This window comes from Streptomyces sp. NPDC087300 (genome assembly GCF_044744425.1).
Lineage (GTDB): Bacteria > Actinomycetota > Actinomycetes > Streptomycetales > Streptomycetaceae > Streptomyces.
The window spans coordinates 1,028,878-1,042,588 of the sequence record NZ_JBIUYI010000003.1; the positions used below are offsets into that span (position 1 = coordinate 1,028,878).

Annotated in this window: 11 protein-coding genes; 4 read left to right on the plus strand and 7 right to left on the minus strand. The window is 71.9% G+C overall.

What is annotated here, in order from left to right; genetic code table 11:
- Window positions 1–248 precede the first annotated feature (248 nt).
- The 5 genes from ACIO9J_RS15395 to ACIO9J_RS15415 all read right to left on the minus strand — a co-directional run bounded on the left by ACIO9J_RS15395 (window position 249) and on the right by ACIO9J_RS15415 (window position 7,073).
- Window positions 249–1,409 carry an XdhC family protein gene (locus ACIO9J_RS15395; RefSeq protein WP_401998236.1) on the minus strand — a complete coding sequence of 387 codons (1,161 nt, stop codon included), beginning with the start codon at window positions 1,407–1,409 and terminating at the stop codon, window positions 249–251.
- Between the two features lie 44 nt (window positions 1,410–1,453).
- Window positions 1,454–2,911 (minus strand): NCS2 family permease, encoded by a 1,458-nt coding sequence (locus ACIO9J_RS15400; RefSeq protein ID WP_401998239.1) that lies wholly within the window; start codon window positions 2,909–2,911, stop codon window positions 1,454–1,456.
- Between the two features lie 258 nt (window positions 2,912–3,169).
- Window positions 3,170–5,560 carry a xanthine dehydrogenase family protein molybdopterin-binding subunit gene (locus tag ACIO9J_RS15405; RefSeq protein WP_401998242.1) on the minus strand — a complete coding sequence of 797 codons (2,391 nt, stop codon included), beginning with the start codon at window positions 5,558–5,560 and terminating at the stop codon, window positions 3,170–3,172.
- A 2-nt stretch (window positions 5,561–5,562) separates the two neighbouring features.
- Window positions 5,563–6,183, minus strand: a complete 621-nt coding sequence (locus ACIO9J_RS15410; protein WP_401998244.1) for a (2Fe-2S)-binding protein — start codon at window positions 6,181–6,183, stop codon at window positions 5,563–5,565.
- The gene (locus ACIO9J_RS15415) at window positions 6,183–7,073 is read right to left on the minus strand and encodes an FAD binding domain-containing protein (protein WP_401998247.1); all 891 of its coding nucleotides are present in this window, start codon (window positions 7,071–7,073) and stop codon (window positions 6,183–6,185) included. Before ACIO9J_RS15415 ends, ACIO9J_RS15410 begins: the two co-directional genes overlap by 1 nt.
- A gap of 351 nt (window positions 7,074–7,424) precedes the next feature.
- On the opposite strand from ACIO9J_RS15415, the gene ACIO9J_RS15420 reads away from it, so the two are divergent.
- A complete protein-coding gene (locus ACIO9J_RS15420; RefSeq protein ID WP_401998250.1) occupies window positions 7,425–9,101 on the plus strand; it encodes a PucR family transcriptional regulator in 1,677 nt (558 codons plus the stop codon).
- Between the two features lie 215 nt (window positions 9,102–9,316).
- Window positions 9,317–10,093 (plus strand): hypothetical protein, encoded by a 777-nt coding sequence (locus tag ACIO9J_RS15425; protein WP_401998253.1) that lies wholly within the window; start codon window positions 9,317–9,319, stop codon window positions 10,091–10,093.
- Window positions 10,094–10,108: 15 nt separating this feature from the next.
- On the opposite strand, the gene ACIO9J_RS15430 is transcribed toward ACIO9J_RS15425, so the two are convergent.
- A complete protein-coding gene (locus ACIO9J_RS15430) occupies window positions 10,109–10,873 on the minus strand; it encodes a GntR family transcriptional regulator (RefSeq protein WP_401998256.1) in 765 nt (254 codons plus the stop codon).
- Between the two features lie 157 nt (window positions 10,874–11,030).
- Here ACIO9J_RS15430 and ACIO9J_RS15435 point away from each other — a divergent pair, with 157 nt between their 5' ends.
- Together ACIO9J_RS15435 and ACIO9J_RS15440 are read left to right on the plus strand one after the other, a co-directional pair.
- A complete protein-coding gene (locus tag ACIO9J_RS15435; RefSeq protein ID WP_401998259.1) occupies window positions 11,031–11,894 on the plus strand; it encodes a (2Fe-2S)-binding protein in 864 nt (287 codons plus the stop codon).
- A gap of 187 nt (window positions 11,895–12,081) precedes the next feature.
- Window positions 12,082–13,140 carry a DUF2637 domain-containing protein gene (locus tag ACIO9J_RS15440; protein WP_401998262.1) on the plus strand — a complete coding sequence of 353 codons (1,059 nt, stop codon included), beginning with the start codon at window positions 12,082–12,084 and terminating at the stop codon, window positions 13,138–13,140.
- Between the two features lie 24 nt (window positions 13,141–13,164).
- Here the strand turns inward: ACIO9J_RS15440 and ACIO9J_RS15445 are convergent, their stop codons facing one another.
- Window positions 13,165–13,650, minus strand: coding sequence for an ATP-binding protein (locus ACIO9J_RS15445; protein ID WP_401998668.1), 486 nt, complete (start codon window positions 13,648–13,650; stop codon window positions 13,165–13,167).
- Window positions 13,651–13,711: the final 61 nt, after the last annotated feature.

Below are 13,711 nucleotides of genomic sequence, written 5' to 3' on the forward strand. Positions count from 1 at the left end.
ACTGCGCGCCCAGCCACAGAAGACCCGCAGCCGGTATCCAAGGGCGTCAGGCCACGGACCCGATCCGCCCTGAAGGCCGCCGCGCCCCGGCAAGGGCCCCGTAAGGGGCGCGGGGAACTGCGCGCCCAGCCACAGCGCACCCGCGGCCGCCCCGGAAACCGCTCAGGCCACGAACCCGATCCGCCCCGCAGGGGCGCGAGGAACCGCGCGCCCAGCCAGAGCGCACCCGCAGGCGGCCCCGAACCCGCTCACGCCACGGACCCGATCCGCCCCGAAGCCCTCCGCGTTCCATCCGGATGGATGGGCGTGTGCGCCCCGGTGAGCGACACCCCACTGCCGCCCCGCCGGTTGGCGACGATCTCCGAGGCGATGGAGAGCGCCGTCTCCTCGGGCGTGCGTGCCCCGAGGTCCAGCCCGATGGGCGACCGCAGCCGGGCCAGTTCGATTTCCGTGACGCCCACGTCCCGCAGCCGCTTGTTGCGGTCCTCGTGCGTGCGGCGCGAACCCATCGCGCCGACGTAGGCGACGGGCAGGCGCAGCGCGTACTTGAGGAGCGGCACGTCGAACTTGGCGTCGTGCGTCAGGACGCAGAGCACGGTGCGGCCGTCGGTCTCGGTGCGCTCCAGATAGCGGTGCGGCCAGTCGACGACGATGTCGTCGGCGTCGGGGAAGCGCGTGGGGGTGGCGAAGACGGGCCGGGCGTCGCAGACCGTGACGTGGTAGCCGAGGAACTTGCCGATGCGGACGAGCGCCGAGGCGAAGTCGATCGCGCCGAACACGATCATGCGCGGCGGCGGCACGCTCGACTCGACGAGCAGCGAGATCGGCTGACCGCACCGCGAGCCGTCCTCGCCGATCTCGACGACGCCGGTCCGCCCCGCGTCCAGCATCGCGCGGGCCTCGCCCGCGGCCGTGCGGTCCAGCTCGGGGTGTCCGCCGAGCCCGCCCTCGTACTCCCCCGACTCCCCGGAGGCCCGTACGAGAACGGCGCGGCCGACCAGCTCGGCGGGTCCCGACGTGATGCGGGCGACCGCCGCCGCCTCCCCCGAGGAGGCGGCGGCGAGAGCGGCCGCGAGGACGGTTCTGACCGGGGCGCCCGCGCGGACCGGGGTGATCAGGATGTCGATGATGCCGCCGCAGGTGAGTCCCACGGCGAAGGCGTCGTCGTCGCTGTACCCGAAGCGCTCCATGACGGTCTCGCCGTCCTCCAGAGCCTGTTGGCACAGTTCGTAGACGGCACCCTCCACACATCCCCCGGAGACCGAGCCGATCGCCGTGCCCTCGCTGTCGACGGCGAGCGCGGCGCCCGGCTGCCGGGGCGCGCTCCCGCCGACCGCCACCACGGTGGCGACGGCGAAGTCACGTCCCTGCTCGACCCACCGGTTCAGCTCGTCGGCGATGTCCAGCATGTCGGCCTCCTGTTGAGTCTCGGGATGTGCGGAGGGCTCGGGCGTCAGTGGACGCCCAGCCATCCTTCGATGGGGTTGAGGGCGAAGTAGACGATGAAGATCACCGTCAGGCCCCACATGAAGGCGCCGATCTCGCGCGCCTTGCCCTGGGCGATCTTGATGGCGACCCAGGAGATGACGCCCGCCGCGACACCGGTGGTGATGGTGTACGTGAAGGGCATCAGGACGACGGTCAGGAAGACCGGGATGGCGGTGGCGCGGTCGGCCCAGTCGACGTGCCGTGCGTTCATCATCATCATCGCGCCGATGACGACGAGGGCCGCGGAAGCGACCTCCTGCGGCACGATCGCGGTGAGCGGGGTGAAGAAGAGGCAGGCCGCGAAGAACAGGCCGGTGACGACCGAGGCGAGGCCCGTGCGGGCGCCTTCGCCGACGCCGGTGGCGGACTCGACGAAGACGGTCTGGCCGGAGCCGCCCGCGACACCGCCGATGGCACCGCCCGCGCCGTCGATGAACAGCGCCTTGGACAGGCCGGGCATGCGGCCCTTCTCGTCGGCCAGGTTGGCCTCGGTGCCGACGCCGATGATGGTGGCCATCGCGTCGAAGAAGCCGGCCAGCACCAGGGTGAAGACGATCATGCCGACGGTCATCGCGCCGACTTCGCCCCAGCCGCCGAACTCGACGTCACCGAAGAGTGAGAAGTCGGGTGTGGAGACCGCGCTGCCGTGCAGGGCGGGCGTGCCGTTGGCCCACTGTTTGGGGTCGACGACGTCCGCCGCGTTGAGGACCACGGCCACGATGGTGCCCGTGATGATGCCGATCAGGATCGCGCCGGGGATGTTGCGCGCCTGGAGCATGAAGATCAGGAGCAGGGTGCCCGCGAAGATGAGTACGGGCCAGCCCTGCAGCTCCCCCGCGGGGCCGAGGGTGAGCGGTGTCGCCTTGCCCTGGTGGACGAAGCCGCCCTTGACCAGGCCGATGATCGCGATGAAGAGACCGATGCCCATGGTGATGCCGTGCTTGAGGGCGAGCGGGATCGCGTTCATGATCATCTCGCGCAGCCCGGTGACCACGAGGAGCATGATCACCACGCCGTACATCACACACATGCCCATGGCCTGCGGCCAGGTCATCTCGGGCGCGACCTGCGAGGAGATCACACCGGACACGGAGAGTCCGGCGGCCAGGGCCAGCGGCACCTTGCCGACGAAGCCCATGAGCAGGGTGGTGAAGGCCGCCGCGAACGCCGTCGCGGTGATCACGGCCTTCGTGGCCATGGTGTCCCCCGCCGCGTCCTTGCCGGACAGGATCAGGGGGTTGAGCAGCAGGATGTACGCCATGGCCATGAAGGTCGTGACGCCGCCGCGCACCTCACGCGCGACCGTGGATCCTCGCAGGGATATGTGGAAGTACCTGTCGAGCCAAGACCGGCCGGCCGGAACACGGGAGCCGTTGCCCGCGTCCTCCGCCGTGGTCTTCAGCTCCGTTGGAGACTGGGTCATGGTGCCTACTCCCAAGGTTCACAGGGGCACCCGCTGACTGCGGGATTTGGGATGGTGCGTTGGCTGCACGACCCGGGGGACGGCCCGAGACGAACGACTGCTCCCACGAGAAGAAGGGGAGTTGAGCTCCGAGCGGTGTGGGCGGAGGAAGTGTGACGTTCCCGGGAGGCACACACCGCTCGGAGAACTTCGCGGATCCCCGAGCGGGGGATCGGTCCCTCGGTGCGGGGCCCTGGGTGAGGGTCCCGCACCGAGGGCTCACGTGCCGGTGAGGTGTTCGGGCCGCACCGGCGTCCTGTTGAGCTCCAGGCCCGTCGCGTTCCTGATCGCCGCGAGGACGGCAGGGGTGGACGACAGGGTCGGGGCCTCGCCGATGCCGCGCAGCCCGTACGGGGCGTGGTCGTCGGCGAGTTCGAGCACGTCGACGGGGATCGTCGGCGTGTCGAGGATGGTGGGGATCAGGTAGTCCGTGAAGGAGGGGTTCCTGACCTTCGCGGTCTTCGGGTCGACGATGATCTCCTCCATGACCGCGACGCCCAGGCCCTGGGTGGTGCCACCCTGGATCTGGCCGACCACGGACAGCGGGTTGAGCGCCTTGCCGACGTCCTGGGCGCAGGCCAGTTCGATGACCTTGACCAGGCCGAGCTCGGTGTCGACCTCCACCACCGCGCGGTGCGCGGCGAAGGAGTACTGGACGTGGCCGAAGCCCTGTCCGGTGCGCAGGTCGAAGGCCTCGGTGGGGCGGTGCCGCCACTCGGCCTCGATCTCGACGATCTCGTCCTCGAGGACGTCGACCAGGTCACCGAGGACCTCGCCGCCGTCGGTGACGACCTTGCCGCCCTCCAGCAGGAGTTCCGCGGTGGCCCAAGCGGGGTGGTACGTACCGAACTTGCGGCGGCCGAGCTCCAGGACCTTCTCGCGCACGAGCTCACAGGAGTTCTTGACCGCGCCGCCGGTGACGTACGTCTGACGGGACGCGGAGGTCGAACCCGCGCTGCCCACCTGTGTGTCGGCCGGATGGATGGTCACCTGGGTGACGCCCAGCTCGGTCCGCGCGATCTGCGCGTGGACGGTGACACCGCCCTGGCCGACCTCGGCCATCGCCGTGTGCACGGTCGCCACGGGCTCGCCGTTGATGACCTCCATGCGCACCTTGGCGGTGGAGTAGTCGTCGAAGCCCTCGGAGAAGCCGACGTTCTTGATGCCGACCGCGTAGCCCACACCGCGTACGACGCCCTCGCCGTGCGTGGTGTTGGACAGGCCGCCGGGCAGCTGGCGCACGTCGGCGCCCTCGCTGGACTCCCACTGGCGCTCGGGCGGCAGCGGGCGGGCCTTGATGCGGCGCAGGATCTCGGCGACCGGGGCGGGCGAGTCGACCGGCTGCCCGGTCGGCATGATCGTGCCCTGCTCCATCGCGTTGAGCTGGCGGAACTCGACCCGGTCGATGCCCAGCTTGTCGGCGAGCTTGTCCATCTGGGCCTCGTAGGCGAAGCAGGCCTGGACGGCGCCGAAGCCGCGCATCGCGCCGCACGGCGGGTTGTTCGAGTAGAGGGCGATGGCCTCGATGTCCACGTCGTCGATCACGTACGGGCCGACCGAGAGGGACGAGGCGTTGCCCACGACCGCCGGGGAGGCCGACGCGTAGGCGCCGCCGTCCAGGACGATCTTGCACTTCATGTGCGTGAGCTTGCCGTCCTTGGTGGCGCCGTGCTCGTAGTAGAGCTTCGCCGGGTGGCGGTGGACGTGGCCGAAGAAGGACTCGAACCGGTTGTAGACGATCTTGACCGGCTTGCCGGTGCGCAGCGCCAGGAGGCAGGCGTGGATCTGCATCGAGATGTCCTCGCGGCCGCCGAAGGCACCGCCGACGCCGGAGAGCGTCATGCGCACCTTCTCCTCGGGCAGGCCGAGGACGGGGGCGATCTGGCCGAGGTCCGAGTGCAGCCACTGGGTGGCGACGTACAGCTCGACGCCGCCGTCCTCGGAGGGCACCGCGAGGCCGGACTCCGGGCCGAGGAAGGCCTGGTCCTGCATGCCGAAGGTGTACTCGCCCTTGACGATCACGTCGGCCTTCTTGGCCGCCTCGTCTGCGTTACCGCGGATGATCGGCTGGCGGTGCACGATGTTCGGGTGCGGCACGTGACCGATGTGGTGGTCGTCGCGGCCCTCGTGGACCAGGACGGCGTCCGGGGCGGTCGCCGACGCCTCGTCGGTGATGAGCGGGAGTTCCCGGTACTCGATCTTGATCTTGGCGGCGGCGCGGCGCGCGGTCTCCGGGTGGTCGGCGGCGACGATGGCCACCGGCTCGCCGTGGTGGCGGACCTTCTTGTGCGCGAGGACCGGGGTGTCCTGGATCTCCAGGCCGTAGTGCTTCATCTCGGCCGGCAGGTCGTCGTAGGTCAGCACGGCGTAGACGCCGGACTGCGCGAGCGCCTCCGAGGTGTCGATGGAGACGATCTCGGCGTGCGCGACGGTCGAGCGCAGCGTCTGGCCCCAGAGCATGTCCTCGTGCCACATGTCCGAGGAGTACGCGAACTCGCCGGTCACCTTCAGGGTGCCGTCGGGGCGCAGCGTCGACTCGCCGATGCCGCCCTTGGTCTGCGAACCCTGGGTGATCTTCGTGGGTGCGCCGGTCGTACGTGTGGATCCCATGGTCAGACCGCACCTTCCTGGAGTCCTTGACGGTCCTGGCGGGCGGCGGCGAGACGCACCGCGTCCAGGATCTTCTCGTAACCGGTGCACCGGCACAGGTTTCCGGAGAGCGCCTCGCGGATGTCCGCGTCGGACGGCTGCGGGTTGCGCTCCAGCATCTCGTCGGCCGCGACGAGCAGACCGGGGGTGCAGAAGCCGCACTGGACGGCGCCCGCGTCGATGAACGCCTGCTGGATCGGGGAGAGTTCGCCACCCTCGCCGGTCTGCGAGTCCGTTCCCTTCGCTTGCCACTGCTGGGCGTCCTGGAGCGAGGTGCCGCAGCCTCCGCTGCCGCAGGCGCCGCCCGGGTGGCTGGCTCCCCCCGAACTGCGCTGCTTCGCGTAGTCGGCCAGGCCCTCGACGGTGGTGACCTCGCGGCCCTCCACCTGGCCCGCCGCGACCAGACACGAACAGACCGGGACCCCGTCGAGCCGGACGGTGCAGGAGCCGCACTCGCCCTGCTCACAGGCGTTCTTGGAGCCGGGCAGACCCATGCGCTCGCGCAGCACGTACAGGAGGGACTCGCCCTCCCACACGTCGTCCGCTTCCTGCTGACGGCCGTTGACCGTGAAGTTCACGCGCATTATGCGACTCCCTCAGTGCTGCGGCCGTTGCCGCGGTACGACTCCCAGGTCCAGCCGAGCGTGCGGCGGGCCATGATCCCGACGGCGTGCCGGCGGTAGCTCGCCGTGCCGCGCACGTCGTCGATCGGGTTGGCGGCGCCGGAGGCGAGCGTCGCGAACTGCTTGGCGATCGAAGGGGTGATGATCTTCTTGCTCTCCCAGAAGCCGCCCTCGTCGAGCGCCGCGTTCAGGAACTCCTCGGCCGCCTTCGCCCGGATCGGGGTCGGGGCCGCCGAACCGATGCCGGTGCGCACGCTGCGGGTCTCGGGGTGCAGCGCGATGCCGAACGCGCAGACCGCGATGACCATCGCGTTGCGGGTACCGACCTTCGAGTACTGCTGGGGCCCGTCGGCCTTCTTGATGTGCACCGACTTGATGAGCTCGTCCGCGGCGAGCGCGTTGCGCTTCACTCCGGTGTAGAAGTCGTCGATCGGGATGAGGCGGGATCCCCGCACGGACTCCACCTCGACCTCGCAGTCGGCGGCGAGCAGCGCCGGGTGGGCGTCACCGGCCGGGGACGCCGTGCCCAGGTTGCCGCCGACGCCGCCGCGGTTGCGGATCTGCGGGGAGGCGACCGTGTGCGAGGCGAGCGCGAGGCCGGGGAGCTCGGTGCGCAGCTCCTCCATGATCTGGGTGTACGGGACGGAGGCACCCAGCCGGACCGTCTCCTCGCCCACCTCCCACTCGCGCAGCTCGACGATGCGGTTGAGGTCAAGCAGGTACTCGGGACGGCGGTGGTCGAAGTTGATCTCGACCATCACGTCGGTGCCACCCGCAATCGGCACAGCCGTGGGGTGCTCGGCCTTGGCGGCGAGCGCCTCCTCCCAGCTGGCGGGGCGAAGGAAGTCCATGAGGCTCTCTTCTTCGTATCGAGGGTCGTTCGCTTCGAGGCACGGAGGATTCCGATTCAGGGATTCCGTTTAGGCCACTCGGGCCGTTCGTCCCTCGACTGCTCGTTCATGTGCTGTTAACGCGGAGTGGGCCAAGTACACCGCCCGGTCGTCCGATGGGGTCAGTCACCGAAACCATGAAGGAGTTGGCTGGCCAAGCGGTGCGTCTTGTAGATTCGTATGAAGAACGGGCCCCAGTAACCTCGCGGCTTCCCCCCGGAAACCGGAGCTCCACTGCGGCACAGGGCCCCCGCGCTACAGAGCGCACATGTTTGTACACACCATTCGAGACAGATCGGCGGCGACGACACCATGCGGCTGCGCGCACTCCTTGACACCGACGCGCTGGGCCTGCGGCTGCTCGGCGGCGAGGACGAGCTGGACCGCACCGTGCGCGGTGTGATGACCACGGACCTGCGGGACCCCAGCCGCTATCTGGCGGGCGGCGAGCTGGTGCTCACCGGCCTCGCCTGGCGCCGCGACGCCTCGGACACCGAACCCTTCGTCCGCCTTCTGGCGAGCGCCGGGGTGGCGGCCCTGGCGGCCGGCGAGGCCGAGCTCGGGGACATCCCCGACGACATCGTCGAGGCCTGCGCCCGGCACCGGCTGCCGCTCTTCGCGGTCAACGAACGGGTCGCCTTCGCGACCATCACCGAACACGTCGTACGCCAGGTCTCCGGCGAGCGCGCCGGTGACCTGGCCGCCGTGGTCGACCGGCACCGCCGCCTGATGACGTCGGGCCCCGCGGGCGGCGGCCCCGACGTCGTCCTCGACCTGCTCGGCACCGACCTGGACCTGCGGGCCTGGGTGCTCTCCCCCGCGGGCCGGGCCATCGCCGGGTCGAGCGCGGGCGGCACCGCGCTGCCCGCGGCCGTCTGCGCGCGCCTGGCCGGGGAGCACCTGGCGGCCACCCGCACCGGGCGGCGCGGCCCGCACCGCGTGGCGGTGGAGGGCTCGACGTACTCGCTGTTCCCCATTCGGACCAGCGGCCGGGGAGCGGCCGGGGCGTCCCGCGACGTGCGCGAGACGGTCCTGTCCGACTGGGTGCTCGCCGTCGAGGCCGACGCGGGCGACTGGCCCGAGGAGCGCCTCGACCTGTTGCAGGGCGTGACCCAGCTGATCGCGGTCGAGCGGGACCGCCGCGACGCGGCCCGCACGGTGCGGCGCAGGCTCGCCCAGGAGGTCCTGGAGCTGGTGCAGACGGGCGCGGCGCCCGCCGAGATCGCCGCCCGGCTGCGCGTCGCGGCCCCGGTGCTCCTGCCGGGCCTGGGCGCGGCCCCGCACTGGCAGGTCGTGGTGGCCCGGGTGGAGTGGGAGGGCGGCGACATCGACGGCGGACCGGTCGCCCAGTCGCTCCTGGAGGAGATCCTGGTCGACCCGCTGTCCTCGGGCCCTGAGCCGTCCGACCGGATCGCGGTCGCCCACACGGGTGACGAGGCCATCGCGCTCGTCCCGCTGCCCGCGGTCTCCAGCGAGCACGACGGCTCGGAGACGGGTCTGCTCGCGGACTCCCTCCTGGAGTCGGTGCGCGACCCGCTCAGCTCGGGCCTCGCCGACGACGGCCGCCTCACGCTGGGCGTCAGCGCGTCCGTGCACTCGGCGGAGGGCCTGCGCGGCGCCCTGGAGGAGGCGCGGCACGCCCGCCGGGTGGCCGCGGCCCGCCCGGGACGGGTCTGCGCGGCCGGACACCAGGAGCTCGCCTCGCACGTCCTGCTGCTGCCCTTCGTGCCCGACGACGTGCGCCGGGCCTTCACGGCACGCCTGCTCGACCCGCTGCGCGAGTACGACCAGCGCCACCGCGCGGAGCTGATCCCCACCCTGGAGGCGTTCCTGGACTGCGACGGCTCCTGGACCCGCTGCGCGGCCCGGCTGCACCTGCACGTCAACACGCTGCGCTACCGGGTGGGCCGTATCGAGCAGTTGACGAGCCGTGACCTCTCGCGCCTGGAGGACAAGCTGGACTTCTTCCTCGCGCTGCGCATGAGTTGAGCGGCTGAGCAGGTCGGACGGCCCGCGGGCCGTCCGGAGGCCGGGGCGGGCGCGCGTACGGGGCGCCACCCCTGGCCTTCATGATCGGCGGCCAAACCCCTTTCCTTGCCCGCCCTTTGTGAATTCTTTCACCCAGCCTCTTGGCCCGGCCCCGCGTTCCGTGCTGAGATTCGCCCACGACTCAACAGCTCAATGGTGTGCTCGGGGAGGGCAACGTGGCGCATACCGCCATGTCTGGTACCGGAACGACTGCAGGGGACGATCCACTCCAGACCGCGGTATGGCGGCTGCGCTCACGCGGCTGCTGGACCGATGCCGCGGCGCTGCTCGCCTCGCGGGCGGGGGCCGCGCCGGCCCTCCAGCGCACGGCGCTGCTCGTCGAGCGCTGCCTGTTCACCGGGGACGGCTGGGGCGAGGCCGAGGACGGCCTGCGGACCGCCGAGGCACTCGCCGACGATGACGACGACCGCGGCGCCGCGGCCTGCGAGCGCGGCCACCTGGCGTACGCGTCCACGGTGTTGGGAGTACGCGACCGGGCCGACGAGGCCCGCACGGCGCTCGGCAGGGCGGCCGCGCTGTTCGCCCCGAACGCGCCGGGACGGCCACTGCTCGACTTCCGGCGCGGTCTGATCGCGGAGCACATCGCCGACTCCCCGCAGGCCGCGAAGGCCGCCTACCGCAGGGCCCACGCGGGCGCCACGGCGCACTCCGACCCGCTCCTGCTCTCCTTCACCTGGCGCCATCTGGCCGGACTCGCCCTGCGAGACGGCGAGTTGGCGGAGGCGCGGCACGGCTTCACGGAGTCGCTGCGCATCCGCGAGGAGCTCGGCTACCTGGTCGGCACGGCCCCTGCGCTCGCGGCGCTCGCCGACGCGGAGCCGGAACCGGAGGCGACCCGCCTGCGGGCCGAGGCCACCCGTCTCTTCCGCCTGCTCGGCGGCGTGCCCGCGTGGCTGGCCCAGCACCTGACGCCACCGGCGCCCGCGCTGTAGTTCCGCCGGGAGCGGTCAGGCCGAGGCGCCCGTGAAGTGCTCGCCGACCAGTTCGGAGACCACGGTCAGGTCCTGGTCGATCAGCGCGTCCAGCAGGGCCATGTGCTCCGCCGCGTCCGCGAGCAGATCGGCCCTGCGGCCCGCGACGGGGCCGCTGACCAGGGGCCACTGCGAGCGTCTGTGCAGATCGTCGGCGACCTGCACGAGCTGGCGGTTGCCGGAGAGGGCGAGGACCGCGCCGTGGAAGGCGCGGTCCGACTCGGCGTAGCGCGCGAGGTCGCCGCCCGCCGCCGCGGTCGCGGTGGCCTCCGCGAGCGGGCGCAGCTCGGCCCAGCGCGCGGCGGGCACGGTACGGGCCAGGCGCAGCATCACCGGCACCTCGATCAGCGCGCGGACCTCGGCCAGCTCGGCCAGCTCCCCCGCGCTGCGCTCGGTGACCCGGAAGCCGCGGTTCGGCACGACCTCCACGGCGCCCTCGGTGGCGAGCTGCTGCATCGCCTCGCGGACGGGGGTCGCGGAGACGCCGAAGCGGTCGCCGAGGACCGGCGCCGAGTAGACCTCGCCGGGGGTGAGCTCACCGCCGACCAGCGCGGCCCGCAGGGCGTCGAGGACCTGGCCGCGTACGGAGGTCCGCCGCAGCGGCGTGCGCACCGGGCCCTGTTCCCCGTGGGTGTGCTCGCCGCGCACCGCCCCGTTCTGCCGCCCGTCCGCCTGCTCCGGCACCCGGGCACGGGGCGTCCCCGCGCACGCGTCCGTTCCGCGCACCCTGGCCTGCTCCACTCGGTCCTCCTCAGGGCCGCCGCACCGCTGTTCCCCGTCCCGAAAGGTACGAGAGGCACGAGAGGCACCATAGGCGGACAGCACCGCAGTTGAAACCTCGATCACGTCGGGTAAGGTAAGGCTTACCTGCAATCGATCGCGATTCGGTGGTCCCCGCATGTCCGTCCCCACCTTGGCCGCGCCCGCCCGCGGCGGCGCCCACAGCCCCGTCGCGGACTCCTACGCCCGCCTCACCGAGGTGTTCTCCGGGCTGTGCGTCACCGAGCTCGGGCACGAGGAACAGGCCCCCCAGGGCGCCGGCTGGGTCACCGCCGCCCGGCTCGCGGAGGGCGGGGCCGACCTCGACGCGTTCCTCGCCTGGGACAACGCACAGGTCCTGAAGGACTACGGCACCCAGGCACGCCCCGACGTGATCGCCAGCTTCGGCCTGCACCGGTACGCCTGGCCGGCCACCCTGCTGATCACCGTCCCGTGGTTCCTGCACCGCCGCGTGCCCCGCTACCCGGTGGCGAACGTCTCCTTCCAGCGCACCCTCGGCCGGATGGCCGTACGCCCGGAGAGCTTCGCCTGTCTGCCGGACGACCCGGCGGCGGCGCTGCCCGGCGCCCGTGTCGTACCGGACGAGGAGGCGCTGCGCGCGGAGGTGCGGGCGGCGGTCGCCGAGCACCTCGGACCGCTCCTCGACGGCTTCGGCCCGCTGATGCGGCGCCGCTCGCGCGCCCTGTGGAGCGTGGCCACCGACGAGATCGTCGAGGGCCTCTGGTACATCGCGCACCTGCTCGGCGAGGAGCGGCGCGCCATGACCGAGCTGGAGCGGCTGCTGCCCGGTGCCACCAAGCCGTACGTGGGCACGGCGGGCTTCCGGGAGCTCAGCGGGCCCAACGGCGAACCACTGCCGACCAGGGACCGGGCGAGCTGCTGCATGTTCTACACGCTGCGCCCCGAGGACACCTGCGTCACCTGCCCGCGCACCTGCGACGCCGAGCGCATCAGCCGGCTCAGCGCAACCGCCTCCGCCTGAACCACCCTTTCGTGCGCGTTTAATCGAACTCAACAGCCGTTCCCCCGCTGCGAGTTCGAGTAAAAGTGCGCTCTGCGTGCCCCCTTGCACCCCCTTGGCGTTCTCTTGCCCCGAAACCCCGTTGAGGGGTCCCGGAATTGGGTCAATATGGCGCCCGAAACGCCCTACCGCGACGCAAGGGACCCCGATGAGACTGACCGACATATCGCTGGACTGGCTGCTCCCCGGCGGCGTCCTGCTCCTGGGCATGCTGGTGGCGGTGGCGGTGCTCGCGCGCGGCAAGCGCGGCCACGACAAGACGGGCAAGCCCGGCAGCGACGAGACGTGGGAACGCAGCGAGGAGCGCCGCAGGCGCAAGGAAGCCGTCTACGGCACCGCTTCCTATCTGCTGTTGTTCTGCTGTGCGGCGGTCGCCGCCGCACTCTCCTTCCACGGCCTGGTGGGCTTCGGGCAGCAGAACCTCAGCCTCTCCGGGGGCTGGGAGTACCTGGTGCCGTTCGGCCTCGACGGCGCGGCGATGTTCTGCTCCGTCCTCGCGGTCCGCGAGGCGAGCCACGGCGACGCGGCCCTCGGCTCGCGGCTGCTCGTGTGGACGTTCGCCGGGGCGGCCGCCTGGTTCAACTGGGTGCACGCGCCCCGGGGACTGAGCCACGCGGGCGCCCCGCACTTCTTCGCGGGGATGTCGCTCTCGGCGGCCGTGCTCTTCGACCGTGCGCTCAAGCAGACCCGCAGGGCCGCGCTGCGCGAACAGGGCCTGGTGCCACGGCCGTTGCCGCAGATCCGCATCGTGCGGTGGCTGCGCGCACCCCGGGAGACCTTCGGCGCCTGGTCGCTGATGCTCCTGGAGGGCGTGCGCACGCTGGACGAGGCCGTCGAGGAGGTCCGCGAGGACCGCCGCGAGAAGGAGCGCACGCGGCTGCGCAGGCGCGACCAGGAGAAGCTGGAGCGCGCGCAGCTCAAGGCGATCAGCAGGGGCCACCGGGGGTACACCCGCGGCGGCCGCCAGGTCGACGTGCAGGCCGTCTCACCGGCCGCCGGGTCCGCGCAGGTCGGCGCGGACCCTGCCATAGCGGCGCAGGAGCAGCTGCCGGTACGCGCCCGACCCTCCCTCCAGGCCGTCAGGAACGGCCGTGACGACGCCACTCCGGTCACCGTCGACCTGACGGCGGAGGACGACACCCAGACCCTGCCCCGGCTCGACTCGCTGGAGCAGAAGCTCAAGGACCTTGAGCAGCAGTTCGGTTGAGACCTACGGCGGCGGTGGCGGGGATCAGGCCGTGCCGCCGCCGTGCAGCTCGAACCAGACCGCCTTGCCCACCCCGTGCGCCCGCACGCCCCACGCGTCGGCGAGGGACTGCACGAGCATCAGGCCCCTGCCGTGCGTACCGTCGTCGGCGTTCGGTACGCGTGGCTTGGGCCGCCGCCCCACGAAGTCCCGCACCTCGACGCGGAGCCCGCGCGGGCCCACGGTCGCGGTGACGATCGCGTCGTGATCGGTGTGCACCAGCGCGTTGGTGACCAGTTCGCTGGTGAGCAGCTCCGCGATCTCCGATCTGCCGGGCATGCCCCAGTGCCTCAGCAGTTCCCGCAGCGCGCGCCGCACCTCGGACACCGCGCGCAGGTCCGCCCTGCCGAGTCTGCGCCTGAACTCGACCCGGTCGGGCCCGGCGGACGTCTCGTCGATCGTGTCTTCCCGAACCTTGGCTGAAGTGGCTCCGCTTCCCCCGGAGCCGCCCGCACGTGCCTGCCTCGTCATGACCCCCGCCCACCAACCGATGACCTTGCCTCCCTGGTCGAACATGCTCACGGGATGCATG

Excerpts from the sequence above, each read along its gene's own strand:
- ACIO9J_RS15445 (WP_401998668.1), bottom strand. The coding sequence starts at position 13,650 with ATGACGAGGCAGGCACGTGCGGGCGGCTCCGGGGGAAGCGGAGCCACT.
- ACIO9J_RS15435 (WP_401998259.1), top strand. The coding sequence starts at position 11,031 with ATGTCCGTCCCCACCTTGGCCGCGCCCGCCCGCGGCGGCGCCCACAGC.
- ACIO9J_RS15405 (WP_401998242.1), bottom strand. The coding sequence starts at position 5,560 with ATGGGATCCACACGTACGACCGGCGCACCCACGAAGATCACCCAGGGT.
- ACIO9J_RS15395 (WP_401998236.1), bottom strand. The coding sequence starts at position 1,409 with ATGCTGGACATCGCCGACGAGCTGAACCGGTGGGTCGAGCAGGGACGT.
- ACIO9J_RS15420 (WP_401998250.1), top strand. The coding sequence starts at position 7,425 with ATGCGGCTGCGCGCACTCCTTGACACCGACGCGCTGGGCCTGCGGCTG.
- ACIO9J_RS15410 (WP_401998244.1), bottom strand. The coding sequence starts at position 6,183 with ATGCGCGTGAACTTCACGGTCAACGGCCGTCAGCAGGAAGCGGACGAC.
- ACIO9J_RS15400 (WP_401998239.1), bottom strand. The coding sequence starts at position 2,911 with ATGACCCAGTCTCCAACGGAGCTGAAGACCACGGCGGAGGACGCGGGC.
- ACIO9J_RS15415 (WP_401998247.1), bottom strand. The coding sequence starts at position 7,073 with ATGGACTTCCTTCGCCCCGCCAGCTGGGAGGAGGCGCTCGCCGCCAAG.
- ACIO9J_RS15440 (WP_401998262.1), top strand. The coding sequence starts at position 12,082 with ATGAGACTGACCGACATATCGCTGGACTGGCTGCTCCCCGGCGGCGTC.